This is a genomic window from Rhizobium anhuiense bv. trifolii, assembly GCF_024346605.1.
In the GTDB taxonomy this organism is placed as follows: Bacteria; Pseudomonadota; Alphaproteobacteria; order Rhizobiales; family Rhizobiaceae; genus Rhizobium; species Rhizobium anhuiense.
Genome location: NZ_CP098802.1, coordinates 185,653 through 210,298, shown reverse-complemented (window position 1 = coordinate 210,298; position 24,646 = coordinate 185,653). Strand labels below are relative to the sequence as shown.

Below are 24,646 nucleotides of genomic sequence, written 5' to 3'. Positions count from 1 at the left end.
ATAATGTCCTTACATATGCCGTTCAGCCGCGCAGAACCAGGTTTCACCTCAATCATGGCATGATTGTTTTCCATCGATCCCGGGATGTGGATCAGCAGATCCGGCGAGGCGAGACGGGCGCCGGTTGCCTTGATCAGAGCTTGTCCTTGTTTATCGACTTCACCGTTCTATATGAACGGAGTGTCCAACGGCCAGATCTGTCGGAGTTGGTGATACAATTCATAGCAATATACGCGTTCGCGGACTATGGGATCGCCTCCATCAGCTGGTAGATGAAAGTAGAGACCTTCGATCGAAGTCGTAGCCTGACAAAAAACTTCGTTGAGTCGCTGCACCTTAACCTCAACGCTGACAATGGAGATTGGCCGACGCCGTGCCGGCGGCCATGGCTTGGCCTTCAGAGATCACGCATCACTGGGAGCCAAGCGAAACAATGTGCCAACTACGGGCATGTGGATCCAGAGTTCCGAGCAGCGTCGTCCGCTAGCTGTTTCAACCGCGCTCGCATAGGCAGCAAGCTGCGGCGCGTGACCAACAGCCCGTTCCTCCCAGAGTTCAAAACGGCCGGGAAAGCTTTTGTGGTCGATAATAGCGAAATCAATCTCGATTTCGACCAGCATGTCGATGCGACCCTTGAGGACTTGAGCGGCTACCGGAGCGATGACTGGCACCTCCGCGGTTCCGCTCCCCGACGGCCATCGCCTGCGGCGCCAATCGGTCAGTCTCTCGCTGGCGATCAGCGCATCATCCGCTTTAAAGCCAGTGGCGTTCCAACGCTTCAAGATAGATGACGCGTCTTCCAGCCGCTGGTCTCGGTCGCGGTCTGGATCATCATAGCCGATGATTGAATGGAGGGCTTCGCCCAAGGCTGCTATATCGGTGATCCCGTCAATCGGGAGCCTTCCGCCGAGATCGACCCTTTCGATGACCTTCCAGCTTCCACCGTCAGCTTCGCTCGGTTTCAGGAACAGGGGCAAGCTGACCGGCGGTTCGGTCGCCCGCGCCCGAACGAAGGTGTGCGGCGTATCACGTTCCATCGCCACTCCACTCGTCGCAAGAACCCTTACATCGACCGTGAAATTCTCGTTGCCGATGCCGAGCTGGTTATCGTCACTCTGGGGAGGAACAAGATATGCAGCGGCCTCGGGTGCATTAAGCAGGCTCAGCCAGTTCAGAGGTCCTTTAGCTGGCGGAGCAAAGATCAGATAGTCGCGGGCGCGGGTCGCGCCGACATAGAGAAGCCTTGTGTCTTCCTCGACAGCGCGTTGCAATGCGCGCCGGCCTGTCTCCGAGTTGGTAACCTCCACGTCGATCGCGCTGCCTTTTCCACTCTGGCCATAAGGCCACGGCCAAAAGCGGATCCACCGCTCCGACAGAGGGTTTCGCCAATCGAGGTCGCCGGTCGTCTCAGCGACCGGCTCGAACAACCGTGCCTTCGATTCCCAGGAAAGGCCGGTTAGGACCGTCATTGGCCATTCGAGGCCTTTCGATCCGTGATAGGTCATGACCTGAATCGCATCACTGGCAAGGCTCGGGGGCCGCTTCGGCTCGGCGCCTTCGAGCGCAAGCAGGAGTCCCTGCAGTGTCGCCGGCGAGCCGGATGCCGCGCACTCCCCCTCATAGGCACGCGAGAAGCCGCGCAAGGCCTCGAGGTCATCGAGGCGCATCGCGGTATCGCCCCAGCTCTCGATATGGCTCAGTACCGCTGGCAAGGCGAGTACGGCATCGACCAGTTCAGCCGGCGTGAAATTGAGCAGTTCACTCGCGAGCCGTACGAGCGCGTCCGATATCGGCACTTCGGCCCGCAGCGCTGCGTCGGCATCGTCAGAGGTAGCAGCCTGCAGCCATACATCGGAGCCGGCATCATCGGCAAAGAAACGGGCGAGCTCGGCGAGGGCTAGGCGATCCGTCGCGTCAGCCACGCGGCGACAGGCGGCGAGTACGAATTCGACATGTGGCGTACGTGTGAGCCCTAGGCGTTCGACTGCGACTGGAAGACCGGCACGGCTGAGGGCGGCAGCAAAACGGCCGACATCCGTGTTGGAACGGCAGAGAATGGCAATGTCGCCCGGCGTGATCGGCCTGTGATCGTGCTCGTCGTTCTCGACAAGCCAGTTGTCGGCCTCTGCCAAGCTTTGCCGGATGCCCTCTGCAAGGGCTTGTGCCTGCTCTTCGACCTTGCCGATCAGCCACCACCAGCCGGCCGAGGGTTTATCGAAGCCAACGTCCGATCGTGCCGCATCCGTAAATGCGTGCTGTGCAGCTGGCAGCCCCATCCGTTCGAAGACCGGCGTGAACATCGCGTTGAAGAGATCGACCAGGCTTTTCCGGCTTCGCCAGGACTTGGACAAGACCGGATTGTCTTCAGGCCTTCCGCCTGCACCGAGGAATGCGGCCTGGGTCAGCTCGGTGTCTGCGCCGCGAAAGCCGTAGATGGCCTGCTTCGGATCACCAACCCAGGTGCTTTCATCGACCAGCTCCCCGAGAAGCGTGAAAACGGCAAGCTGGAGGGGACTCGAGTCCTGGAACTCGTCGACGAAGACACGGCTGACGCGCTCCTTGAGCCTTGCGGCTAAATCCGGCGTCTTCAGGATTTCCAGCGCAAGGGCTTCCTGATCGGTGAAATCGAGCAACCCACGCTCGGCCTTCCAATCCTGATAGGCGATTAACGCCTCGGCTGCGCAATCAAACGTCTCGGTGATAAACTGCTCGCATTCAGATCGGAGCCGAGGATGTTCGCTGTGCCGTCCCGCTGCAGCGATCAGGCGGGTCAGCGTCTGATTGTAAGGCTGCCCGTCCTTGGTGGGCGCGCATTTCACCTTGGTCAAACGCGCCCAAGTCGACCAGCTCAACATTTCGCCGCGCAAAATACGTTCATGCGCCGCTCTGATCGCCTCGACCGAATCCGCTCCCGTGCTGCTCACGACCGCGGGCCGCATGTCGACGGCGTCGTTCAAGGCACTGGCCAATGCGGCATCCAGATCCGCGCCGTCTGCTGCCGGAGGCGGAAAGCATGCCAGAAAGGCCTCAATTGATCGCTGCGCCGACGAGGCCAACTGGTCAGCCTCAATTCCGTTTGCCCGCGCGAGGGTCGCGATACCGCGCACCGTCCGGCGCCAGTCAGCTGGTTCTCCCGTGCCCGGTGCACGAGGATCATTGTAGCCGAAGTGGTCGGCGAGCTCGTTCAGGATCTCGGCACGTGCGGCGATTGCCGCATCCGCGGCCACGCTGAACACCAGCGACATGTTGGATTCGCCGATGACATTGGTCGACGGCGAGCGCCCCAGGTCGATGGCAAATTCGTTGACGATCTGGCTGCAGACCGCGTTGACAGTGCCGAAGCGCGCACCCAGCAACTGGGCAGCTGCGTCCGCCTTGCCTTGCTCGAACAGTTTGGCGCGGGCCCGTTCGACAAGTTCATCTGCCGCCTTGATCGTGAAGGTCGTCGCAAGGATCTGTTCGGGCGTGCGCACCAGGACCTCGTCGGCGATGTCGTTGACGATCCTGGTCGTCTTCCCAGCGCCGGCGGCGGCGGTAATCGTCGTCAGTCGCGACATCAAACAAGCTCCTCGTAGACGCGACAGAGGCCGCGCAAATTGCAGAACCGGCAGGGTTCTTTCACTGCTTCAATGGCAAGTCCAGCGGGTCGCAGATCACCTGTGTCGGGGAAACCGGCTGCGATCAGAGTCCCATTCGTGGCGAGATCGTGCCAGAGACGCCAATCGTTTGTCACATGGCCAAGCGTGGCGAGGTCATCGATATCCGCTTCAATAGGGTTGCCGGTCAGAATGGAGCCCGGACCGGCGACGATGCGCCGCTGGCGCAGCAGAAAATAGCCTCCAGGAGCACCTGTCCCGTCGCCGGCCGAGAGCCCGCGATAGACGGCTAGCTGGATGGCACGCCCGGACGCGACTTCCTCCCTATATCGTCGTTCGGAGCGGGTCCATTTGAGGTCTAGAACTGCGATCCGGTCGCCGCGACGAACCAGGAGGTCGAGCCTGCCCTGAAGCAGGAGCCGCCCCTGGATACCTTCCCGATCGAGTTCCGAACCGACGATCTCCAGACCTTGAGCATGGAGCAGGCGAACAAGCGCCTCCAAGGCACGTGGCACCATTTCGCGAGCGGCCGCGAGTTCGCCGGCATGTTCGGGCTGAAGGAGCGGCGCTGCGATCTCGGGAAGCAGGCTTTCGAAATGCCTGATTGCTTCCGTCCTGATACCGGCTTCGGCCGGTGGTGCGCCCGGAAGGAGCAGCCGGCGGGCGATCTCGTGGGCCAGATTTCCGAAGAGCTGGTCGGTGCCTGGGATTTCCGCAAAACGCCCCGGCCGAAGATTGAGAATATCCTGGGCGAACCAGCTCAATTGACAGCTCAACATCCGTGTCAACGAAGTCGCGCTCTCGCGACGGGTGTCGGCAAGGCGTGTCGTTCCCGGCGGTATCGTCCAGACCGGAACCCCGGCCGGCGGCTGCATTTGGCGTTCGGAAAGCTGTCGGGTGAGCATTCTGCCGGCAAGCACAGCATCAGGTTCACGCAGAAGCCGTTCGGCTTTGAAGCTGATCGTCGAACCGCTTTCCTTCAAAAGAGGCCGCAAACGGTGCGCCATGGGATGAAGCGTCGTGTGCTCGTCACGCGCAAGTGCTGGACGCACGAGGATGACGCTTTCATTCGCACGCCGGATGACGCCGCTATGGGCCGCCTCTATTCGACTCGCGATCGCGGGCGACACTTCTATCTCCACTCCATTGGCAATGAGAGCTTCACGCTCGGCATTGTCCCACGGCGTGATGGCAATCTTCTCGCCAGGACCGACAAAGTTCCACCAGATGACGCGCCGAGCCGAGGACCACAATGCTCCCGGCGTTTTGATGGCACGAACAGCGCCAGCTTCCGCGAAATGGTCCGGATTGGGAACGCCTTCCGACAGGACTTGCAAGACAACCCGCTCGAGAAGGAGGGCGGGAATGACCGAAAGCTCCAGGCGACTCAGGGCGTCAGACACAGCGGCTGCAGCATTCGAGACTGCCATCAGCAAGCGGTGGCCCTCGCCACCGTCCGAACGCATCGCCCAAGCGGCCACTCTCCCGCAGATCGCCATCGCCTCCGACAGTGGAATCCCCTCGCTTCTCGCAAAGCGCCCGACCTCCGTCCATGCTCGCCATTCCGCGAGCGTCGTGTCGGTTTTCCGGCGCGCTGTATCCGCGTCGGATTGCGTATTGATTTCGAGCAGGCGACCCTCGATTTGGGCCCATGCTTCCCGCCAGACGCGGCCACCGATGCCAGGCTCTTCGCCGAGCGCGCGCGCGAGCCGACGCGCTACCCAGGCCGCAACAGGAGGCCGCGGAAGGAGGAAGAGGTTCAGAAGCACGCGGGGGTCGAAGGGCTGCCACGCGGCGGCAAAAGCCAAAGGAAGGACCTGCAGCGCTCCGCGCCAAGGCGATGACGCGGAGAGTCCGAGGGCTGGAACGCCCCTTGCCCGTAAGGCATGGTCGAGGAGCGCGGTATCGCCGTCCGAAGCGAGAATGACCGTTCCGTGGAGGTCCTCCGACGGCACGGCAGCCAACCAGTCCGCGACCGTTTCAGCCGCCATGAGTTCCGTATCGGCTTCAACCATTGTGAAAGTGCCGTCGCCGGCGAGTGGTTGGGCGGGCTCGCCTGACAGGACCCTCTGCACCATGCGCAGGTCAGAGTCCTCTGTCGCCAGCTCAGGCTGCTCGTAGTCAAAGATCGTGATCCCGACGGCCTCGAGAGCCGCAAACATACGAGCCCATAGTGGCGGCAGAAGATCGCGCCGGTCTGCCAGACCGATTTGGCGAATTCTCAGGCCAGGGCGCGTTCCGAGGACTTCGAGCAAAGCAATGGCGCGGTCTTCCAGGCCCGCCGGCAATGTTGGCTCGACTGCCTCTACCGCAGCCAAATCGTCGAGCCGGGTGCTGCCGATCGCTGTACCACGCCAGCTGCCGCCCACCAGCGTGTCGCGCCACTCGAGGATCGTGGCGGCCGTAGACCAGGGATCTTTCGAAAATGACGAGGCCCAGAAACGGTCGCAACCGCAAGAGCGAAGCTTTGCAAGATAAGTCGAAATACGCACCGCCTTCGAAACGCTCGGCGCAAGCATTCCGAGCTGCGTTTCAAGCATCTGGACCAGGCCAAGGGGACCGACAATGTCTTTATCCAGGGATCCGGCCGCCTCGTGCGCATCCGGGTAAATTCGACCATCCACTGCCAAGCCGAAAATGAGTTGCATTTGCTGATTCCCGATTCGCCTACTACAGATTGCACGAGGCCTGCTCGGTAGGCGAGACCTACCGTGGTCTGAAACACAGAAAAAGCGGCGTATTGAAATCCCAACCATGCTTCGACGGAAGATGGCGTCAGTAACGTGAGGTAGCGGATCAATTTCGGCAAATACACCCGAAGTTGGGATTGATTACCTGTCACGATCTCCCGTCAAATATCAAAAGCTCGTTAGGTACACGCAGTCAGGATTTAATAGACTGTATGAAGGATTCACAGGTCAACCGCGTGGTGGTGTCGAAATTGATGGGGCGTCCGGCATGCCGAGCGGCGCGAACCTGGATAGGTGCGTAGAGCCCAGCTTTGGGGCCCCGCTCCGATAGGCGCCGCACCTCTGTTACTCTGCAAGCGCAGGCAGAAGTGATCGCAATCAGGCGCGAGACGGCCACCGCCGCGGCGATGGCACTTACATGCGGTGCGGCCACGCTTGCCCCAGCAACCTCGGCCGTTCCGCAAGTGCCAACCTCGTTTTGAAGTTGATGATAGGCGCTTTCGTCGGGGATGACATTCCCATCGGTCGTATCCGCTTGCCCCTCAAAGTGTCTAGCGATCGATCGCTGAGCGTCGAAGATCGTTACGCGATAGCGATTAAAGTCGGATGCTTTCCGGCCGAGCCCCGCATCAACAATGCACTCAAAGCCGGTTTGTGCCATGAGCCTACGCGATGCAATTTTGTCGACACCGCAAAGCGCGATACGCGGATCATCGTCTTCCAGCACGTCTCCCGCTAGAAGCCTTCGATCAACGCGACGAACAGCGAACCCCCTCGCCTCAGCCCAGGCGGCCGCAACCTTGGTCTTGAGCTCGCCGTAGGCTTCGGACCTGACCAGCACCGAAGTCGCCCAGTTTTCTTCACTGACCTTATCGCGATCCTGCAAAACCAACTCGACGTCAGATGGGTCAGCGTAGGGCAAAGCCGCCAGTGCCCAGAGAAAGGCCTGACCGAGATTGCCGAGGCCGACCAACCATATGGCGCCAGGCAGGAACACGTCGGCGAAGACCGGCGGCACTTCGCCCGCCGCAGTTGGCCATAGGTCGACCTCCTTGGAACCCTCCACGGCACGACCCCGTACTGCATCAAAAGCGGCACCGACAGCGAGCGCCCCTGCAGCAATCCCTGAAAGCGGATTCCGGCCATCGTCGCAAGGAGTGCATCTCGGAGCAACCCCAGCACGCCAGCCACTCCACCACATCCAGATCCAGCCCTCCTCGGGTGGTTGAGGGGTTGCGCCGATCCGGATTCTCTGCGCTGGCGGTCCTGCGAAAGTTGACGCACCGACGAGTTCGGCCGCATCAGAAAGCGTTTGCGCACCGAGCGGCAGCGTCGAATTCAACCGCTGCTCGACCGCCCCGACGAGACGCACACCGCCGACAAAGGTGCGGCTGCCTACCGATACTGCCGTTAGTATCGCAGCGTGGGCCGCTGGTGTCATAGCATCGTCGCCGACCACGATTTCCAGCGTTAGGCGGCGCAGGCGCGCCTGTGCTTCATCGAAGGTAATACCTTCACTATCAACAAGAATTTTGGAGAGTCGTGCAATCTGTCTGTCTAACGCCACGGCCACCACCCGATGTGTAGCGGCGACGGACGTTCGCTACCGCGATCACGCCATTGCCGAGCACCACGATATTCGTATACGCCGATACTTCCGGGCATTGTGGCGCGTCCGGCAAAGTGCGGCAGGATGATCGCGATGTGGCCGATCTCCGCCACAATGGGATTCGCTTTGTCGGAGGCGCTTTGGCCAAAGCCAGCCGGATGAACGTGGACGTCAGCAACGACTTCACGACCTGTATCGCGGCAGTGCGTCCAGAGAGCTCCGAGCCGGCGTCCATCGATTTCAACGATGCCGGTATCCAGCGCATGCGGGTCGATGTCATCATAGAAGACGAACTCTTCGATCCGGCGTTGTTTGTCCCTCCTACCCAGAAGGAAGGCGCCACTTTCGCGCCGGCTGTAGGTCCGGCGGTGGAGTTCCGCGACACCGGCAGTCCAAATTTTGCGGTCACACAGGATTTCAGGCGGTGGCCCGAAGAGGCTGCGCGCGAGCGTTGCTATTAAGGATGCCATAGAGGTCCTCGAAAACGAAAGAGAGGTGACGATCGGGTCGCCAAGCAAGGTGCGGGAACATCCCGGCGTTGTCGCCGTGCGGGCCAGTCATGCGATCCCAGGGGCGGTACACCGTGTCAGAACCCCAGTGCTGAAAAGTTTTCTGCACGCGAGGACCGCCTTTTGGCCGCATGGTGGGCGACAAGGGGCAGTTCCGGGCATGATCCCAGATCTGCACCTGCGGAGCCACCGCCGGGTAGTTGGTGAGTTCGGCGCGAAAACCGTACTCGCTCGTTCGGCCATCCGGCTCGGTCGCCGTGATGGCGAAGTCAAGTGTCGGAAAAGAAAATACGATAATGCGCCAGCGCCCTGCATCGCAACCGCTGAGGAACGCGACTTCCTGAAGGTCGGCCGCAACGCGGGCGGCGCTCGGATCGGCGATCATGTGGAAGCCCCGTTGGCGATATCGCCACGAACGAGATCGAGAGCGAGCTCGCGATGGCGACCGGCCAAATGGCCGACGTGCTCGGAGCCCGGCAACTCCTGTTTCTCTCCGTGGCGCGTCAACTCGAACTCAGTCGCCATGCTCGGGTCGATATTGAACACCTTGATCGCCCAAGCGAGGACGGCTTCGACGGTCGCGGAACGCTTGAAGCCGCGCCTCTCCTCGCGAGCCTGATAGTAGACCGTCACGACGACCTCGCCAGCGTGGTGGACGTGGTGCCGACGCTTGTGCGGATAGTCGGAGTCGACCACCACAACTTCGGTGATCGGCTCTTCATCGCCCTCGCGGATCAGAATCAGTTCTTCAACCGAACAGCCGCGCTCAAAGGCAATGAGATCAAGAATAATAGTTACCCGATCACCAAGGTCGAGTTCGATTACTTTCTCGTCTCCGTGACCAGTCTTCACGGGAACCTTGACCTTCAGCGCCGACGCACTCTGGGTCAGGTCGTCATCAACAATATCCGTCATTGAACAGTCTCCCGAGGCTCGTGGCCTCTTGCTTCGCCATGGAGACCATCCCCATCCGGCACCTCTTAAAGATGGGGCCAACGCCGCCGTTCGTCAATACCACTATCTAATCTTTTACACGTGTTTGTGGTAAACACACATAATGTCAACTTGACAAACACAGCCGATAAGCTGCAGTTTACAGCAATGTCAGACATGGAACTTTATCGCCGTCTTGGTCGGGCGGTTGCCAAGCGTCGCGACGAACTCGGCATGACCCAGGCCGAGGTCGCGACGAAGCTTGGCCTATCGCGAGCGTCGCTCGCCAACCTCGAAAGCGGCAGACAACGGATTATGGTGCACCAGCTCTTTGCACTTGTACATGCGCTCAAGCTGAATTCCATTCTTGAGTTAGTACCTGAAACATGGACACCGGCTGAGCCGCTTCCCGAAATAAAGGTGACTGGTGGCACCGTACTTAGTCCGCAACAGCAGTCGTCCGTGGAGAGCCTTTTAGCCTCTGCATTTGCGGAAGAGGTTCTAAGGAAGCGAAATCCATGACCAGAAGCGCTGAAAAAGAAAAGGCGACGCAAGCCGCGCGGCAATTGCTGACCAAATTTTCAGTCAAATCTGTACCTGTGCCACTGGAGCGGATCGTGAAAGCCCTGGGCATCCGCGTCGAATACGCACCGCTAGACGGCGAACTATCGGGCCTCGTTTATGTGCGCGAAGGCCTGCCGATCGTTGGCATAAATACGCTTCACGCACCAAACCGTCAACGATTCACCCTTGCCCATGAATTGGCCCATGTCCAACTTCACGGACCGGAGCTGGAAAACGCGGTGCACGTGGACCGAGGATCGCTACGGCGCGATGCTATCTCCGCCGCCGGCACCGACCCAATCGAAATTGAAGCGAACACTTTCGCCGCCGAACTTCTCATGCCTCAGGACCTTCTGCTGGCGATCCTGGATGGCCGATCGATTGACCTCGAAGACGACGAAGCAGTCGCCGGGCTTGCTAAGCGGTTTCGCGTGAGCGAGGCTGCAATGCGTTTTCGACTAGATTCCTTGGGAGGGGCCGGGTGAGCTTTGTCCTCTACGACGTCGAAACGACCGGATTGGCGAAACACTTCGACCAAATAGTGCATTTCGCAGGTGTGCGAACCGACGCCGACCTGAGGATCATTGACCGCATACAGCTACGCTGCCGGTTAATGCCTCATATAATTCCGTCTCCTGAAGCGTTACACGTAACGGAGCTCGGAATCGATCAGCTCACTGACCCATCGCTTCCTTCTCATCTGGAAATGGTGACTGAAATCCATCGGGTGCTTCAATCATGGCGCCCGGCACTTTTTCTCGGCTTCAACTCCTTGTCCTTCGATGAGGAGTTTTTACGCCATGCTTTTTACCAGTGCCTCCAGGACCCCTATCTCACCAACACACAAGGTAGCGCACGCGCTGACGTGCTCGGCCTTTGCCGACTAACAGCAGCGCTACGTCCAGACGTCTTGCAGCCTGCGTTGGACGAGCACGGGCGTACTGTGTTCAAGCTGAAGCCCCTGGCGGAGGCAAACGGCCTGACGGTAGCATTGGCACATGACGCAATGGCGGATGTGCTCACGATGCACGCGCTGTGCAATGTTATTCGGACGCGCGCTCCAGAAATCTGGTCGCAATTCATGCGCTTCAGCCAGAAAGCAAGCGTTGAGGCCTTCGTCACCGACGAAGACGCATTCCTAGTGTCGGAGATGGTCGGCAACCAACATCGCACACGCATCGTTACCCGTATTGGACAACATAGCGAGCAAGCGACACGCCAATATTGCCTTGATCTCACTGCCGACCTTGACTTGCTCGGCAGGCTTTCGGACGATGATCTTGTTGTACTGTGCAAGTCACCGCAGCGGCCGATTGTGACGGTACGTACGAATGCCGCGCCAACGCTTTGGGCACTCTACGATGCGCTGCCCGAACACTTTGCGCCCTTTGACGAGGCGGAAGTGCTTGAACGCGTCACTAGCCTCCGGGAAGATCGATCCTTTCAAGATAGACTCCGCCGGGCCGCGCAGGCAGCTCAGAAGGTATATCCACCCTCTCCCCACGTCGAGGAGCAACTCTACCAAGACGGATTTCCGCCGCCGCAGGACAAAGCTCTCATGGCACAGTTTCACAGTGCCCACTGGGAGCAAAAGGCGGCCTTGGCACGCAATTTTCAAGACCAACGATATCGCCGCCTAGCGCTGCGGCTAATCTATTTTGAGCGTCCTGATCTAATGTCTGTCGACCTGCGTCAAACCTGGCAGACTGAACTTCATGATCGCCTAATGGCTCCAGTCGAGGCGAAATCCCGATGGCGTTCAATTCCCGCAGCGCGCCAGGAAGCTGAACGATTGATCTCCGCCGGGCTCGATGGCGAGCAACTGATCCGTCAGCGCCAGTTCCTACACTACCTAGACACCGAAGCCAGACGGATCGCAATGGGCACGGCAGCGTAACGCTTTATCCTGTCACGCATCCCGGAAGGCGGTGAACTGGAGATGGACCGAACCCCAAAACCTCACCCTCCGCTTCGTCTCGCGCATGCCGAGATCGCCGACGATCCGGCACGCAGCCCGCGAGGTGTCATCGAGCGCTTCGTTCGGTAACTGGAGCAAATCTGGTGGCACGGGGGATTCCGATTTTTTGTGAATCATAATTCACTTCCTTTATGACGAAGCGCCGCCTCCCCATGGTCGAGCATGCTGATACGCTGTCGCTGAAGGCGCTGCGGGAATTGGTGACGGGACTTGTGGCGCGGGCCGATCGGGCAGAAATCCGGATTGAGGCGCTCGAGGCTGACAACCGAAAGCTTCGAGAAGAAAACGACCTGCTCAGGGTAGAGAACACGCGGCTGAAGGTCGACAACCAGCTTCTGCGCGATGAGATTGCGCTTAAAAACCTGCCGCCACGCCCACCGTTCAGACCATCGGGCATGGAGCAGGCAACGAGCGACAAGGCGGTGCCGGCGGCCGAAAGCCTGCGCGGCGTCGCGGGCCGAAGGGCGACACGGGAGCGCCACGCGCGAAGAGGTGCTGCCTGCCAGAGCCCCACCTGGGTCGCGGTTTAAAGGCTACAAGGATTGCGTGGTCCGGGATCTGGTTGTGCGGGCCGAAGTGGTGCGGTATCGCCGCGAATGCTGGGTGACACCGGAAGGACGCACGATCATTGCGCCGCTGCCAGCAGGGATAAAGGGCGGCTACGGCGCCAGTCTGCGTCGCTTCTGCCTGATGCTTCATAGCCATGGGCAGGTCACAACGCAGCGATTGACGACCTTGCTGAACGATGTCGGTGTCGAAATTACAGCGTCATCGCTAGCGATGATCGCGACCAAACGCCAGGTCATCCGGTTTTTGACGCAGCGGCTGGATGGCTTTCATGCCGAGGATGCCGCCGTGCTGCATGCGGGCCTGGTCTCGGCTCCCTTTGTCACGGTCGACGATACAGGTGCCCGCCATGCCAATCGCAATTTCCATACGACACAGATCGGAGGCGAACATTTCACCGCCTTCCGCACAACGCCGTCGAAGTCGCGGCTGAACTTTCTGGCCCTGCTGCGCGGCAACTATCAGGACTATGTTCTCAACGATGCCGCCTTCACCTTTCTGGAAACCCGTCAGGTGGACCCCGCCCTTCTGGCGCGTTTGAAGACATGCGAACCGCGGCGGTTTGCCAATCAGGTTCCGTTTCTCGAGTATCTGGCCGCCAATGGTATCGACATCTTCGACAAGGAAATAGTCCGCCCGTTTGCCGAGGCCGGCATCTGGGGCGCTATCCGCCATCATGGTCTGGTCGGCAATGCGGTAATCGTATCCGACGATGCCGGACAATTCCGCGTCGGCACCCATGCGCTGTGCCGGATCCACGCAGAGCGGTTGCTGCACAAGCTGAAGCCGGCGACGCCGCGGCAGGTGAAACACGTCGAAACCCTGCGCGATCTTGTCTGGCACTTTTACAAGGCTCTGAAAGCCTATCAGCGAAGACCTGATCCCCGTGCAGCCCGGGGCCTTCAGGCCCGGTTCGATCGGATCTTTTCGCTGCGAACCGGTTATGGCGACCTCGACAAACTGCTGTTTCGACTGGGTCGCCGCAAGGCCGAACTGCTGCGGGTTCTGGAGCGGCCTGAAACCCCGCTCCATACCAATGCGTCGGAAAGAGATCTGCGCGGACTTGTCATCAAGCGAAAGATTTCCGGCGGCACGCTCAGTAGCAACGGTCGGCAGGCGCGCGATAGCATGCTGATAAAGACCTGCCAAAAGCTCGGCCTGTCGTTCTGGCACTATCTCGGCGATCGGCTGGGTATCAGTGACGAAGATCATACTGTTGCACCCCTCGCCTCCCTGGTTGCAGCAAGCGCCTGAACGCTCTCGGCCCTTCGAGCGCCCTGCTCTACGTCAGAAATGCTGATTGTGTCGGCATAGCCACCAAATCAGCCCCGCTTATCTTCGTTCGCAAATAAAGTTCCCCCGTTTCTGTTCCGTTAACCAAATGAATTAACGCTATTCTTTTTCCATAAGGAACCTAAATCGCCATTTTTTTCCGTAACTCATACAACGTTTTGCGGCGGCTCTAACCATCGATAAGTACTGGTTATCGATGGTAGATTGATTTTGCCCCGCAAATCAGGAAGGATCGGTGCAAATCGCGGTCCTGGAGACCGCCGAAACAGTTTTTTGGAGCGTCCGTGACCAAACTCAAAACATCACTGACCGCCGTCGAGCGTCGCGCCGAGGAGCTCGACACGATCGCCGCCGTGCTGCCGCTGGAACGCCGCGACGAACTCGCCGAGCTGCTCACCGACCACGACGTCGAGACGCTGCGCCATCTCGTCAACCAGGGCATGGGCGACAACACATTGCGGGCCCTGACCTCCGATCTCGCTTACCTCGAAGCCTGGGGATTGGCGGCGACCGGGTGCACCCTTCCCTGGCCGGCGCCCGAAGCACTGCTGTTGAAATTCGTCGCCCATCACCTCTGGGACCCGCAACACCGCGAGACCGATGCCGATCACGGCATGCCGGCCGATGTCGACCAAAACCTTCGAAGCCAGGGGTTTCTCAAGTCCGTCGGCCCGCACGCGCCAGCCACCGTGCGCCGGCGGCTGGCCAACTGGTCGACGCTGAGCAAATGGCGCGGTTTTGACGGCGCCTTCGCCTCGCCTGCCCTTAAATCAGCCATTCGGCTGGCGATCCGAGCCGCGCCAAGACAACGTCTTCGCAAGAGCGCCAAGGCGGTCACCGGCGACGTGCTGGCCAAATTGCTGGCGACCTGCGCGACCGATAGCCTGCGTGATCTGCGCGACCGGGCGATCCTGATGGTGGCCTTTGCCTCCGGCGGCAGAAGGCGGAGCGAAATCGCCGGGCTGCGCAAGGAGCAGTTGACAATCGAGCCGCCGATCCCGGTCGAGAATGGTACCCCCCTCCCCTCCCTCGCCATCCATCTCGGTCGCACCAAAACCAGCAGCGGCGAACAGGACGACGTCGTCTATCTGACGGGCCGGCCGGTAGAGGCACTCAATGCCTGGATGGCGGCGGCGAAGATCGAGAGCGGGAGCGTGTTTCGGGCGATCGGGCGGTGGGGGACGGTTTCGCGGCGGGCGATCGATCCGCAATCGATCAATGCGATCCTCAAGCAGCGGGTCGAGATGGCCGGATTGGATAGTGGAGAGTTTTCGGCGCATGGGTTGCGCTCAGGCTATCTGACCGAGACGGCGAACCGCGGCATTCCCTTGCCCGAGGCGATGGAGCAGTCGCGCCACCGTTCGGTGCAACAGGCATCAAGTTACTATAACAGCGCAACCCGGCGGGAAGGTCAGGCGTCGCGTCTTCTCGCCTAATCGCACATGATCACAGGCATGGCCATCGCGCGCCTTCGCCTTAATACGCAAGCAATGCATTGGCGGCTTGGTCTAGCGGGGATCGCGCTAGCCATGTTGGGCTATGGAGTGTCTTGGCTCGCGCTGCTTTTTCTGCCTGATGTACCCACCGCTTTGCGGGAGTCTCCCGGGTTGTTGTGGGATCTCGACTGTCCCTGGTCGCTATCGGTTGCCGCACCTCACAGCGAGACGACGTTCTCGATCCTGGGCAACACCGGTTGCGCAATGATTGTCTTGGCGGCTTGCTGGCTTGCTATGGATTCGCTCCCGCGTTTGCGAAAGATGTTTCGGCCAGTAGTCGCGGTCGGCTCGATGTCGTTGACGGTCTATGTGCTGCACATTGTGGGAATAGCCTATCTCCTGCGCGTTATGGGAATAGATTCGGCTGGAGAAGACGGGAGCCTGTCTATGCTCCTTGGCTTCGTCGTGGCTACAAGCACTTTCGCGGTGCTTTGGCTGCGCGCCTTCCAACGAGGACCGATGGAAGTACTGATGGGTAGGATCACAGATCTCGCGCGTCACATCCTCTAAGCACCACGTCGCCCCGACTCCGATCTACCCTTGTAGGGTGCTGTGATACCGACCTGCCTTCGTGCCCGACGCGCGCAGTGACGGTCAAGTGGGCCGACGATCAATCGCGACGCGACCTGCCCTTGACCGTCACGAGTACAGCGCCAGAGTGTTCTGGTCGGAGGCGCCTTAAACCGTGCCGACATTAGATTCCGGGGAGGAGCTCGCCACCAGCAGGCGCGCGCCCGGCTTAGATCGATTGGCGAAAAGCCGGCCGCGAAGCCACGAGAACGGCGAGCCCGACAACTGTGTAGAGCCCAACCGCCTCCGCGGCTTGTGCTACAGTCCGGTTTTCCACCGGCGGATCGCATATGGCGTAGGCTGCCGATCCTGCCAGTACAGGCATGGCGAGCAGCCATGTGCCGATGATACCCGGGCTGAATAGCGCGAATATTAGTGGTGCCGAAGAGCGCCTTCGCTGCCGTCAGCGCGAGCTGCGGGATCACCGTTCGAAACCGCGACGCCGGTCCAGTGAAAAGGGACAGCACCACCTGGAGGATCCGGGAACTTACCGCGACCAGCAGTGGGAATACCTGGCGGCCCGGACCCGGTACCAACTCCGCCGCCTCGCCCATAGCTGCGAGATCGCCGCCGATGTTGATCGTGTTTGCGCTGAACAGCAGCGCCACGAAGGTTGTTACGGCCCAGGTCGGATAGATCCGGCACATGCTGCCCGCAATTCCGCGTCCCGTGCGACCCGTCCTGGCTCTACCGCAGCGAGTAGAGGAACAACATCGTCTATAGCATGTCAAGCAAGCGCCCACCTGCTAGCAGGTAGCTATCCCGCTGGGATTATCGTCGGTTTCGCCAATGATCCGCCCTGACCCAACTTCTCGAACAGTGTACTGCGCGGCTGTACCCGCCTATGCCCCACAACCAATGGGCTCCGAGTTTCGACCCAATTCGACTGGGATGACGGAGATTCGTTTAGACAAAGCTGACAAATCTCAGTGGGATGGGCCTGTCTCTGCCTCAAATGATATGCGCGCATAGCCTCGATGGGGACGGCTGGCGATCAGGCCCACAAGGAGCCCGCGGCGAAGGGACGCGTCTTCGCGAACTCTGAAGTCTCAATTTGGCTCTCTCGCGAGCTGAATGTTTGCGCTCTGCCTCGAGGCGAGACTTGTTCCACGCGGCGCATATGTAACTCCGACATAAACTAACTTCGAAAAACCATTAAATTCCCGTAACTTAGGTCGGTGGTCAGTTGACCACCGAAGAAAACTAGTCTCGGCGTCGCGAAAACTTTTGAGTAGCACTATCAATGACGATGAGCAAAGCTTTACCCGACCTTCAACCTGCCCTGTCCGTTCGCCTTTAGCAACGCCATCAGCATCGGCCCAATCGCGAATTCGCCCTTTTCGCTTCGCCGCGTCAGGTCACGAAGATAGCCCCCGGCCGAATTAATGTGGCCGCCTCGCTCCAGGATGCATGCCATCACGGTCGCGGCGTTTTCCGGACCCATCATATTGGCGGCCTCTTCGTAGGCCGATGGACTGACGCCTAGCATCGATCGAACGATGACGGCTGCGGCCATCAGATCGCGCCAGTTGCCGATTAAGCCATCTGGCCCATAGGCAAGGATTTCCGGGCAGGCTTGCAGAACCAGGCCGAGCGGGAAGGACTTCAGTCCGCCACCATCATTGCGGACCCCCGGCCGTCGACTTTGCTCTTCCTCCTTCTGCGCGAAGGGATGGCCTGTCTCACCCCTTCCCTTCGCGGCCGTCAGAGACCCTCGGTCGTTGTCTGGCTCAGCTATCGCCCCCTGCTTCGTTTCGAAGCTTGGTTCAAGTTCAGAAATAGATTCGGGTTTTGAACTCTGTATGTGACGCTCTATATAATTGGCATTGCCGCGCTGTTTTGTTGATTTAACCTGGTTTTCCAGCCGGTTAAGAATATCTGTGCGCAAGGCCGTCAATTCATCCAGCAACAGTTCAAGCTGAGCTGTCGTCGGCGATCGCGGCAGGCCTTCGATCAGGTCCCGGAATTCGCGGTGTAGGCCTTGCCAATCCCCGGGGATCTCCTCTTCAACTGCCGCTTCGATCAGTTTTGCAATGTCACGGCGGCAAAGGGTGATGCGTTCACGCAGACGCTGGACATGCAGCCGCTCGGCCATCACTGCGGCCGCAAGCTGTTCGATCTCCTCGGCACGAGCAAGCAGTGGCGCGAGCGAGAAGCCAAAAGCTTCATCGATCTCCCCTGCGCTGTCCCTGCGGACATAGCGCTTGCCATTGGGGCTATCCTTACGCACCAGAAGACCTGCCTCGACGAGGGCGGCAAGATGGCGCCGAACGGTCTGTTCGGCCATGCCATGCGTTCTGAGCGAAAGCTGGATATTCGACGGGAAGACGACCAAGCCGTTTTCCTGGGCCAGTTCATTCTTCGGATAAAAGGTCAAAAGCGAGTTGAGCACGGCAAGCGCCCGATCGCCGATGCCAAGCAGCGCCTTTGCCTCGCATAGCGCGCGAAACAATTTCCACTTATCGACCGACTGATCGGGTTTGATCTCCCTTGCCATGACCTGATTTGCAAGCATGCCAAGCGTCATCGACCGCCGCCCGAAGGGCGTTACACTTCCCGTGTGCATTGTCTTCACCTCTCAAAAAGGCAAAAGAAATCCACTCACCAACACGGCGCTAAAATCTCTTGACGAGGATTCGAGGAAATGCGATTCTATTCTTGCTACAGAGACAGAAGGGCTTCCGCGACGGCGACGTTGAGGGGGCTCTTTTCTTTTGCGGTTTATTCTCCGTGTTTCAGTTGGTTCTCAACCTTGTACGCTTGATACAGCGCTGGCACATGCTCGAGCACGAACTTCGCAAAATCAGGCATCGCCTTCCTGTCAATCGTGATTTCCAGTTTGACCTTGCTCTGCATCACCTGTGCAATTCTGGTGCCATCTGGGGTGGCCATGACCTCAGGTAATCCGCGCGCAATTCGACTGGGCTTCAAACTAAGGATGACCGCCTTGAACCGTTCTGCCGATGGCAGCGCTTGAACTTCCTCCGACATCGCATATTTCGACACGTCGGCCGGAGAAGGCGCTTTCTCGATCAGTTCCGCAAGTTGTTGCCAACTCGGCCGCCCAACACCAGGAGCCGCACCAATAGCATCAATCAGTTCAGAGGGGAGGGCGTCCACGAGCAGAAGCATCTTCGACAAATTGCTCTTGTCGATCGACATCGCGGCGATGACAATCTCTCTTGAAAACTGCCTATTCAGGTGATGTGCGAAGCGCGCCTTTTCGATGAAGGTAAGATCTTCGCGCTGATTGTTTTCCTGACCCTGCGCTACGACCAGTTGCTCGTCTGTCAGTTCGCGAACAACCGCCTTGACCGGGATTCCGAGCTCTGAAACTGCGCGCAGCCGGCGGTGGCCGAAAGCAATCTGATATCGGGCGGGCTGGTCCGGATGAGGTCGTACAAGGATAGGGACCTGCTGTCCTTGCTCGCGGATCGAAGCAACGAGCCCTTCGATGTCCCCAGGCATACGATCCTGCACGAAAGACGGCTCAATTGACGAGGCATCCAACTCTATCACTACCTGCCCTTCAGCAAGACGCCGCTCGATCTCTTCGGCACGGCTAAGACGATCGTTTTGCTCTCGCAGCGCGTTTCCGATGTTCGCTGTGAGCTTCGTTGCGGGATCGCGCTCCTTCCTTGCCACCCCGAGAAGCGGCATGGATCGATTCTTTGCTGCCCTGTAGTCTGCGGACGACGTTTCGGGCGCGTCTGTTGAGACGCCAAGGATGTGCTTCCGGCTCATGTGGGTCTACCCCATGCTTTTTTGATCAGTGTTTCGATTTCGTCGTTGACGGCATTCATCGCCTCCAACGCTCGGTCATAGGTCGAACGGGTGAACTGGCCACGCTCGATTTCAAATAGGGTCTGGTTTGTCAGACCAGCATCCGAAACCGCGGTGGTTTTAAGCATTGGAAAATTTAGAACATTTTCGCCGAAAATAGACCGCAGATAACCGACCATCTGATTTTGCGGTCCATCGCTCGGTTCGAAACGGGTTATCAAGTAGCGCATCCAATTAAACTTGAACTCTGCGCCAGCGTTCTCGATTTCGCGCAGAAGGTTTGATGTCATTGCCAGAAACTGGTTCATCGACATCACGTCCAGCATCTGAGGATGGACAGTGACTAGGATCGATGTTGCGGCAGTCAGAGCCGAAAGCGTGAGGTAACCAAGTTGGGGAGGGCAGTCGATCACCACGACGTCGTAGTTGTCAGCGATATCTTCGATCACCTGACTGATACGACCGTAAAAGAGCGTGTCGCCTTCCTTGCGCTTCATCAGCGCACGCGGCGTGTCGTGCTCGAATTCCATCAGCTCAAGATTGCCCGGGATCAGGTGGAGATCAGGGATATACGTTGCTCGGACAACCTGCTCGATAGGAACCTGCTCTTCATCGTATCTGATGGCGCCGTAAAGCGTCTGGTTCGGACCAACGTCGGTTTCCGGTTGGCTGCCGAAGAGCGCGGAAAGACTCGCCTGGGGATCCAGATCTATGGCCAGGACGCGATATCCGCGCATAGCGAGATACTGTGCCAAATGCGCGGCGGTGGTGGTCTTGCCAGATCCACCTTTGAAATTCATGACAGATATAACTTGGAGCTGCTCGCCGTTTCGACGATGCGGCAGGTAGCGACGGTTCCCGCGTCCGACCCGGTCCATATGCTTTCGAATCGCATGGATATCTTCAATTGAGAACATTCGCCTGCCACCGGGGCTCATGCTAAGATTCAACTCTGGCATCTCCGACGCGGTCTGGCGCAAATAGGACTCGCCAACGCCCAGCAGCTTAGACGCCTCGGACGGCCCGAATGTTCGAATGCCCTTCTCGGAATGCGGTGGGAAGACCTTAAGATGATGTGCTTGAAGTTGGCTGGAGAGAGCGTTGGCATGACGCTCCATCAAGGCTGTCAATCCTTCAATTACAGGTACTTCTTTTTCGGCGGCCTTCGCCATATCAAAACCCATTTGTTGCCACTGGCGGTATTTTTCGCGAAACTAGTAAAGTTCCGCCACCGGCAATAAGCGCCGATTCGAATTTTTGAGCAAGGGCTTTTAGGTTAACGAAAGGTTAACGCGAAACCCCGGTACACGCCAAACACGAGAACTTTTACGTTCTTTATCTATGGTTTAGCAAGGCCGATATCCCGGTAAGTTCATGATCTGTTTTACTGTGAATCCTGCAACCTTCCCTGTCGTTTCGGCGCATAGGGAGAGCATGACCCACCGTTCGCACGGCGGAGACTCCATCCGCCTCGAAGAGCTTAGCCGGTTCGTACAACATTTGAGCGTATGCGCTGCGTACGGGGCTCATTTGCTCCGCTCCCTGGATTGGGGGTTCGCCTCACCTGCAGTCGTCGATCGCGGAGTCTGCGACACAAAGATCGGGGGACGGCACCCCCGCGCCTGCATGCGTTCCCAGACTTCCTTGGCATGGCGCTGAATGCGCTTCGAAGTGGTTTCCATGTGATTCTTCACAACGTTACAGGGTGGCTCTGATTTCCATCGTGACGGTTTTTATACCACATGGTGGATATCTTCCGTCGCTGTGTAACCGTCTTGCGTCGACGAGTCAAATACAAAGGACATTTCCCAAGCTATGAAACACCAAATCCATCGGCGCAGGCCGGTCGTGGCCCTCAATTGGCCTTGCCAAGTTGTCGCTTGGGACGGTAACGCATTTCCAGTCCAATCCCGCGAACAGCACTGAGAACTGTGCTGCCGTCAGATGCATCGCGCCGTCCTGCACTCGAGGCCAATGGAACTCGCCATCCTCAAGCCGCTTGGCAACCCGGCACACGCCGCTGCCATCCCAGAAGATCAGCATGCATTGCGGAAGTCGACTGGATTAGTGGCGATCATCACCTTTACCACACCCGACGTACCAACATTGAGCCTTCAACGCCCGGATAGCGCGAGACAATCGTTGCGTCATCGGTGCCAGAGGCGATGCGCAACGTGGCTCCATCAATTTGCAAGTTGATAGCCGCCTCCGGAGAAGCCTTTCTTGGCGAAAGTGCCTGCCGCGCCTTCTTTGGCTCCGGCTTCTCGGGCGGCACGACGACCGCTGGCGCAAACATCGGACCTTCCCAGCACAGAATCTCCGCTGGCTTTCACGGCGAGCCGCCGCCATCTGAACAATTGCTTAGGCGTCAACCCATGCCGGCGTGCCACAGAGCACGCCGTCACGCCAAGGCTCGCAACTCTCCGCAATAATCCGCGCCTTCTGATCGTCGCCCCATTCTCGACGACAGCAATTGCCAGTGAACACCTCAATCCGGCGTACCAGCTCACCTTGGATTTAAGCGTAAGCTCGGGAATCGACACATGTTTAAACCCTCTCACGAGGCTGAACATGAATGATCAAGCGATGAGCCAGACGATGGGGGATCAGGATAGTGTTTACCGGCATTCTCCAGGGGCGATATGGCTGCATTCGACAAATTTGGAATATGTCGAAGCGCGACCCTCTCCCAGCGAGTTTGTAGGATTCTACAACTTCCCCTCAATTCCAGTCTGTGCTGATTTCCAGCCGCCCAACAATGACGGAGAAAATCATGCAGATTCTCGCGCTCTCGACACCACGGACGACCCTAGAGGCGCATCTCCTACACATCCACTACCAACTTCGTGCTCGGATCTTTTCCGATCGCCTGGGTTGGGAAGTGGACGTAATGGCCGGGTGCGAGTCCGATCGTTTCGACGCGCTTCGGCCGACCTATGTGCTCGCAGTCGCAGAGACGGGCGAATTGGCGGGGTGCGCGAGGCTTCTTCCTGCGCTCGGACCGACAATGGTGGCCGACGTTTTCCCGTCGCTGCTCCCCGACGGCCAACTCAAGGGGCATGCCGCGATGGTTGAGAGTTCTCGCTTCTGCGTCGACACGAGAATTACGGAAGGGAGGGGCGACGGTTCGGTTCATGAAGCGACGCTCACCATGTTCGCTGGCATCATCGAATGGTGCATCGCTAGTGGCTATACGGAGATTGTCACGGTGACCGATCTTAGGTTTGAGCGAATCCTCGCTCGCGTCGGATGGCCGCTGCAGCGTTTGGGCGAACCCAAGAAGATTGGCGTGACGATGGCCGTCGCGGGGACACTGGCCGCCGACGCAGACACCTTCCTCAGGCTTTGCCCCTCCAACTACCATTCTGAATTCGCCCCCTGTCAGCCAGGCGGCCTAAGGAGAAATCCGTGAACCAGCTTCGCTCTCACCCTCGGCTCGTCCGCAAACTTCAGGAGGCGCTCGGCGATCAGCTTTGTGTTGCCCTGGACGACGCGAACGTAGTCGAAATCATGCTCAATCCGGACGGCAAATTATTCATTGAACGGCTAGGTCACGGTGTTGCGCCTGCGGGCGAGATGTCATCCGCTGCAGCGGAGATGGTGATCGGTACAGTGGCGCACGCGCTTCAGTCAGAGGTCGGCACGGAACAGCCAATCATCTCCGGGGAGCTGCCAATCGGTGGCCACCGCTTCGAGGGACTGTTGCCTCCCGTTGTCACCAAGCCTGCCTTCATAATCCGTCGCAGGGCGTCGCGCCTCATTCCGCTCGAAGACTATGTTCGCACCGGCGTGATGACAGAATACCACGCCGCAACGATACGCAGTGCCATTTCCACGAGGCTGAACATCATCATTTCTGGGGGGACGGGCTCGGGCAAGACGACGCTTGCGAATGCGGTGATCGACGAGATCGTCAAGTCTGCGCCGGAGGATCGACTCGTCATTCTTGAGGATACCGCGGAAATCCAATGCGCGGCCGAGAACGCCGTTCTCCTCCACACCAGCGATTCGATCGACATGGCCCGGCTCTTGAAGAGCACTATGCGCTTGCGCCCCGACCGGATAGTCGTTGGCGAAGTTCGCGACGGCGCGGCCCTGACGTTGCTCAAGGCCTGGAACACCGGCCACCCGGGCGGCGTGGCGACCATTCACTCGAACACCGCCATGTCGGCGCTGCGTCGGCTTGAACAGCTGACCGCCGAGGCAAGCCAGCAGCCGATGCACGAGGTGATCGGAGAGGCCGTCGACCTGGTCATCTCGATCGAGCGGACGCCGCGTGGCCGGCTTGTTCGCGACATCATCCAAGTCGAGCGGTTCATCAACGGACGGTACGAGATCGAATCCGATCAGTTCACCGAAGAACAGGAGGCGCGCCATGTCGCGTGAGCATACCCTCATCGCCGCCGCGCTCTGGGCCGCGCCAATCGTATTTGCCTCGGTCGCGCCGGCGCTTGCCAGCTCCGGCGGCAGCCTCCCATGGGAAGGACCGCTGCAACAGATCCAGGAGTCGATCACAGGCCCGGTCGCGGGTGCAATCGCGCTGGCAGCCGTGGCCATAGCCGGCGGCATGCTCATCTTCGGCGGCGAGCTCAACGATTTCGCGCGGCGACTTGTGTATGTCGTTCTCGTCGCCGGCATCCTGCTCGGCGCTACCAACATCGTCGGCCTGTTCGGTGCGACCGGCGCTTCGATCGGGCTAACCGATGCGCAGATCACGTCAATTGGTGCGAACGGAGGAGGGGAGGGAGATCATGGCTGAATCCCTTTCCGGCCTGCGGCGCAATCGCATCCACCGCGCGCTGTCGCGCCCGAACCTGCTGATGGGCGCCGACCGGGAGCTGGTTCTGATCACCGGCCTTGCGGCCGTGATCCTGATCTTCGTCGTGCTTACGGCCTATTCGGCACTCTTCGGCGTCGCTGTCTGGGTCGTGATCGTCGGGCTGCTCAGGATGATGGCGAAGTCCGACCCACTGATGCGGCAAGTCTACATCAGGCACATTTCCTACAAGCCCTATTACAAGGCGACCACTTCGCCGTGGCGACGGTACTGAGAAGGCG

General features: G+C 59.2%; 22 protein-coding genes and 2 pseudogenes. 12 read left to right on the top strand and 12 right to left on the bottom strand.

All coding sequences use genetic code 11. The features are described 5' to 3' along the window. Positions 1–404 precede the first annotated feature (404 nt). The 3 genes from NE851_RS07950 to NE851_RS07940 all read right to left on the bottom strand — a co-directional run bounded on the left by NE851_RS07950 (position 405) and on the right by NE851_RS07940 (position 7,853). Positions 405–3,557, bottom strand: coding sequence for a UvrD-helicase domain-containing protein (locus NE851_RS07950; RefSeq protein ID WP_254956415.1), 3,153 nt, complete (start codon positions 3,555–3,557; stop codon positions 405–407). Then, a complete protein-coding gene (locus NE851_RS07945) occupies positions 3,557–6,352 on the bottom strand; it encodes a PD-(D/E)XK nuclease family protein (RefSeq protein WP_254956412.1) in 2,796 nt (931 codons plus the stop codon). Before NE851_RS07945 ends, NE851_RS07950 begins: the two co-directional genes overlap by 1 nt. Positions 6,353–6,479: 127 nt before the next feature. After that, positions 6,480–7,853: a BilD N-terminal domain-containing protein gene (locus tag NE851_RS07940; protein ID WP_254956411.1), complete on the bottom strand. Its 1,374-nt coding sequence runs from the start codon at positions 7,851–7,853 to the stop codon at positions 6,480–6,482. A 137-nt stretch (positions 7,854–7,990) separates the two neighbouring features. On the opposite strand from NE851_RS07940, the gene NE851_RS07935 reads away from it, so the two are divergent. Then, positions 7,991–8,356: a hypothetical protein gene (locus tag NE851_RS07935; RefSeq protein WP_254956409.1), complete on the top strand. Its 366-nt coding sequence runs from the start codon at positions 7,991–7,993 to the stop codon at positions 8,354–8,356. Here the strand turns inward: NE851_RS07935 and NE851_RS07930 are convergent. Both NE851_RS07930 and NE851_RS07925 read right to left on the bottom strand, forming a co-directional pair. Beyond that, complete coding sequence (locus NE851_RS07930) at positions 8,313–8,789, bottom strand: DUF7665 family protein (RefSeq protein ID WP_254956407.1); 477 nt, start codon at positions 8,787–8,789, stop codon at positions 8,313–8,315. The genes NE851_RS07935 and NE851_RS07930 overlap by 44 nt on opposite strands. Then, positions 8,786–9,319, bottom strand: a complete 534-nt coding sequence (locus tag NE851_RS07925) for a hypothetical protein (RefSeq protein ID WP_254956406.1) — start codon at positions 9,317–9,319, stop codon at positions 8,786–8,788. Before NE851_RS07925 ends, NE851_RS07930 begins: the two co-directional genes overlap by 4 nt. Before the next feature lie 195 nt (positions 9,320–9,514). Between NE851_RS07925 and NE851_RS07920 the strand changes: the two genes are divergently transcribed. Genes NE851_RS07920 through NE851_RS07910 form a run of 3 tightly spaced genes read left to right on the top strand, consistent with a single transcriptional unit; the run spans position 9,515 to position 11,798 of the window. Further along, on the top strand, positions 9,515–9,859 hold the full coding sequence (locus tag NE851_RS07920) for a helix-turn-helix domain-containing protein (RefSeq protein WP_254956405.1): 345 nt from the start codon (positions 9,515–9,517) through the stop codon (positions 9,857–9,859). Beyond that, positions 9,856–10,386: an ImmA/IrrE family metallo-endopeptidase gene (locus tag NE851_RS07915; RefSeq protein WP_097614791.1), complete on the top strand. Its 531-nt coding sequence runs from the start codon at positions 9,856–9,858 to the stop codon at positions 10,384–10,386. The genes NE851_RS07920 and NE851_RS07915 overlap by 4 nt, the downstream gene beginning before the upstream one ends. Next, entirely contained in the window at positions 10,383–11,798 is a 1,416-nt protein-coding gene (locus NE851_RS07910) for an exonuclease domain-containing protein (protein WP_254956403.1), read from the top strand. The genes NE851_RS07915 and NE851_RS07910 overlap by 4 nt, the downstream gene beginning before the upstream one ends. Positions 11,799–11,810: 12 nt before the next feature. On the opposite strand, the gene NE851_RS07905 is transcribed toward NE851_RS07910, so the two are convergent. After that, the gene (locus tag NE851_RS07905) at positions 11,811–11,996 is read right to left on the bottom strand and encodes a hypothetical protein (RefSeq protein ID WP_254956402.1); all 186 of its coding nucleotides are present in this window, start codon (positions 11,994–11,996) and stop codon (positions 11,811–11,813) included. A gap of 35 nt (positions 11,997–12,031) precedes the next feature. Between NE851_RS07905 and NE851_RS07900 the strand changes: the two genes are divergently transcribed. The 4 genes from NE851_RS07900 to NE851_RS07885 all read left to right on the top strand — a co-directional run bounded on the left by NE851_RS07900 (position 12,032) and on the right by NE851_RS07885 (position 15,745). Continuing rightward, positions 12,032–12,409: a hypothetical protein gene (locus NE851_RS07900; protein ID WP_254956400.1), complete on the top strand. Its 378-nt coding sequence runs from the start codon at positions 12,032–12,034 to the stop codon at positions 12,407–12,409. Positions 12,410–12,425: 16 nt separating this feature from the next. Beyond that, positions 12,426–13,700, top strand: a complete 1,275-nt coding sequence (locus NE851_RS07895) for an IS66 family transposase (RefSeq protein ID WP_254956398.1) — start codon at positions 12,426–12,428, stop codon at positions 13,698–13,700. 323 nt (positions 13,701–14,023) lie between these two features. After that, positions 14,024–15,175 carry a site-specific integrase gene (locus NE851_RS07890; protein ID WP_254956396.1) on the top strand — a complete coding sequence of 384 codons (1,152 nt, stop codon included), beginning with the start codon at positions 14,024–14,026 and terminating at the stop codon, positions 15,173–15,175. Positions 15,176–15,193: 18 nt separating this feature from the next. Continuing rightward, on the top strand, positions 15,194–15,745 hold the full coding sequence (locus NE851_RS07885) for a DUF418 domain-containing protein (RefSeq protein ID WP_254956394.1): 552 nt from the start codon (positions 15,194–15,196) through the stop codon (positions 15,743–15,745). Between the two features lie 1,321 nt (positions 15,746–17,066). On the opposite strand, the gene repC is transcribed toward NE851_RS07885, so the two are convergent. The 6 genes and pseudogenes from repC to NE851_RS35310 all read right to left on the bottom strand — a co-directional run. Next, the gene (gene repC / locus NE851_RS07880) at positions 17,067–18,371 is read right to left on the bottom strand and encodes a plasmid replication protein RepC (protein ID WP_254956392.1); all 1,305 of its coding nucleotides are present in this window, start codon (positions 18,369–18,371) and stop codon (positions 17,067–17,069) included. A 155-nt stretch (positions 18,372–18,526) separates the two neighbouring features. After that, positions 18,527–19,549: a plasmid partitioning protein RepB gene (repB, locus tag NE851_RS07875; protein WP_128408794.1), complete on the bottom strand. Its 1,023-nt coding sequence runs from the start codon at positions 19,547–19,549 to the stop codon at positions 18,527–18,529. Next, the gene (gene repA / locus NE851_RS07870) at positions 19,546–20,760 is read right to left on the bottom strand and encodes a plasmid partitioning protein RepA (protein WP_027691186.1); all 1,215 of its coding nucleotides are present in this window, start codon (positions 20,758–20,760) and stop codon (positions 19,546–19,548) included. Before repA ends, repB begins: the two co-directional genes overlap by 4 nt. Positions 20,761–21,487: 727 nt before the next feature. Next, a pseudogene (tnpB, locus tag NE851_RS35455) lies at positions 21,488–21,666 on the bottom strand (IS66 family insertion sequence element accessory protein TnpB); the annotation flags it as partial. Positions 21,667–21,671: 5 nt separating this feature from the next. Beyond that, positions 21,672–21,884, bottom strand: coding sequence for a hypothetical protein (locus NE851_RS07865; RefSeq protein ID WP_245458276.1), 213 nt, complete (start codon positions 21,882–21,884; stop codon positions 21,672–21,674). Positions 21,885–21,966: 82 nt separating this feature from the next. Continuing rightward, positions 21,967–22,161, bottom strand: a pseudogene (locus tag NE851_RS35310) (hypothetical protein); the annotation flags it as partial. A gap of 200 nt (positions 22,162–22,361) precedes the next feature. On the opposite strand from NE851_RS35310, the gene traI reads away from it, so the two are divergent. From traI to NE851_RS07845, 4 genes are read left to right on the top strand one after another with little or no spacing between them, the layout of a single operon-like run. Further along, positions 22,362–23,000 carry an acyl-homoserine-lactone synthase gene (gene traI, locus NE851_RS07860; RefSeq protein WP_063473646.1) on the top strand — a complete coding sequence of 213 codons (639 nt, stop codon included), beginning with the start codon at positions 22,362–22,364 and terminating at the stop codon, positions 22,998–23,000. Continuing rightward, positions 22,997–23,974 carry a P-type conjugative transfer ATPase TrbB gene (gene trbB / locus NE851_RS07855; RefSeq protein ID WP_130692274.1) on the top strand — a complete coding sequence of 326 codons (978 nt, stop codon included), beginning with the start codon at positions 22,997–22,999 and terminating at the stop codon, positions 23,972–23,974. Before traI ends, trbB begins: the two co-directional genes overlap by 4 nt. Further along, the gene (locus tag NE851_RS07850; RefSeq protein ID WP_128408797.1) at positions 23,964–24,347 is read left to right on the top strand and encodes a TrbC/VirB2 family protein; all 384 of its coding nucleotides are present in this window, start codon (positions 23,964–23,966) and stop codon (positions 24,345–24,347) included. Before trbB ends, NE851_RS07850 begins: the two co-directional genes overlap by 11 nt. After that, positions 24,340–24,639 carry a conjugal transfer protein TrbD gene (locus NE851_RS07845; protein ID WP_027681723.1) on the top strand — a complete coding sequence of 100 codons (300 nt, stop codon included), beginning with the start codon at positions 24,340–24,342 and terminating at the stop codon, positions 24,637–24,639. The genes NE851_RS07850 and NE851_RS07845 overlap by 8 nt, the downstream gene beginning before the upstream one ends. Positions 24,640–24,646: the final 7 nt, after the last annotated feature.

Bases quoted from the DNA above. Each gene is read 5' to 3' on its own strand.
- NE851_RS07950 (WP_254956415.1), bottom strand. From the start codon at position 3,557: ATGTCGCGACTGACGACGATTACCGCCGCCGCCGGCGCTGGGAAGACG.
- NE851_RS07945 (WP_254956412.1), bottom strand. From the start codon at position 6,352: ATGGTTGGGATTTCAATACGCCGCTTTTTCTGTGTTTCAGACCACGGT.
- NE851_RS07930 (WP_254956407.1), bottom strand. From the start codon at position 8,789: ATGATCGCCGATCCGAGCGCCGCCCGCGTTGCGGCCGACCTTCAGGAA.
- NE851_RS07925 (WP_254956406.1), bottom strand. From the start codon at position 9,319: ATGACGGATATTGTTGATGACGACCTGACCCAGAGTGCGTCGGCGCTG.
- NE851_RS07920 (WP_254956405.1), top strand. From the start codon at position 9,515: ATGGAACTTTATCGCCGTCTTGGTCGGGCGGTTGCCAAGCGTCGCGAC.
- NE851_RS07915 (WP_097614791.1), top strand. From the start codon at position 9,856: ATGACCAGAAGCGCTGAAAAAGAAAAGGCGACGCAAGCCGCGCGGCAA.
- NE851_RS07905 (WP_254956402.1), bottom strand. From the start codon at position 11,996: ATGATTCACAAAAAATCGGAATCCCCCGTGCCACCAGATTTGCTCCAG.
- NE851_RS07900 (WP_254956400.1), top strand. From the start codon at position 12,032: ATGGTCGAGCATGCTGATACGCTGTCGCTGAAGGCGCTGCGGGAATTG.
- NE851_RS07885 (WP_254956394.1), top strand. From the start codon at position 15,194: ATGGCCATCGCGCGCCTTCGCCTTAATACGCAAGCAATGCATTGGCGG.
- repC (WP_254956392.1), bottom strand. From the start codon at position 18,371: ATGCACACGGGAAGTGTAACGCCCTTCGGGCGGCGGTCGATGACGCTT.
- repB (WP_128408794.1), bottom strand. From the start codon at position 19,549: ATGAGCCGGAAGCACATCCTTGGCGTCTCAACAGACGCGCCCGAAACG.
- repA (WP_027691186.1), bottom strand. From the start codon at position 20,760: ATGGCGAAGGCCGCCGAAAAAGAAGTACCTGTAATTGAAGGATTGACA.
- NE851_RS07865 (WP_245458276.1), bottom strand. From the start codon at position 21,884: ATGTTTGCGCCAGCGGTCGTCGTGCCGCCCGAGAAGCCGGAGCCAAAG.
- traI (WP_063473646.1), top strand. From the start codon at position 22,362: ATGCAGATTCTCGCGCTCTCGACACCACGGACGACCCTAGAGGCGCAT.
- NE851_RS07850 (WP_128408797.1), top strand. From the start codon at position 23,964: ATGTCGCGTGAGCATACCCTCATCGCCGCCGCGCTCTGGGCCGCGCCA.
- NE851_RS07845 (WP_027681723.1), top strand. From the start codon at position 24,340: ATGGCTGAATCCCTTTCCGGCCTGCGGCGCAATCGCATCCACCGCGCG.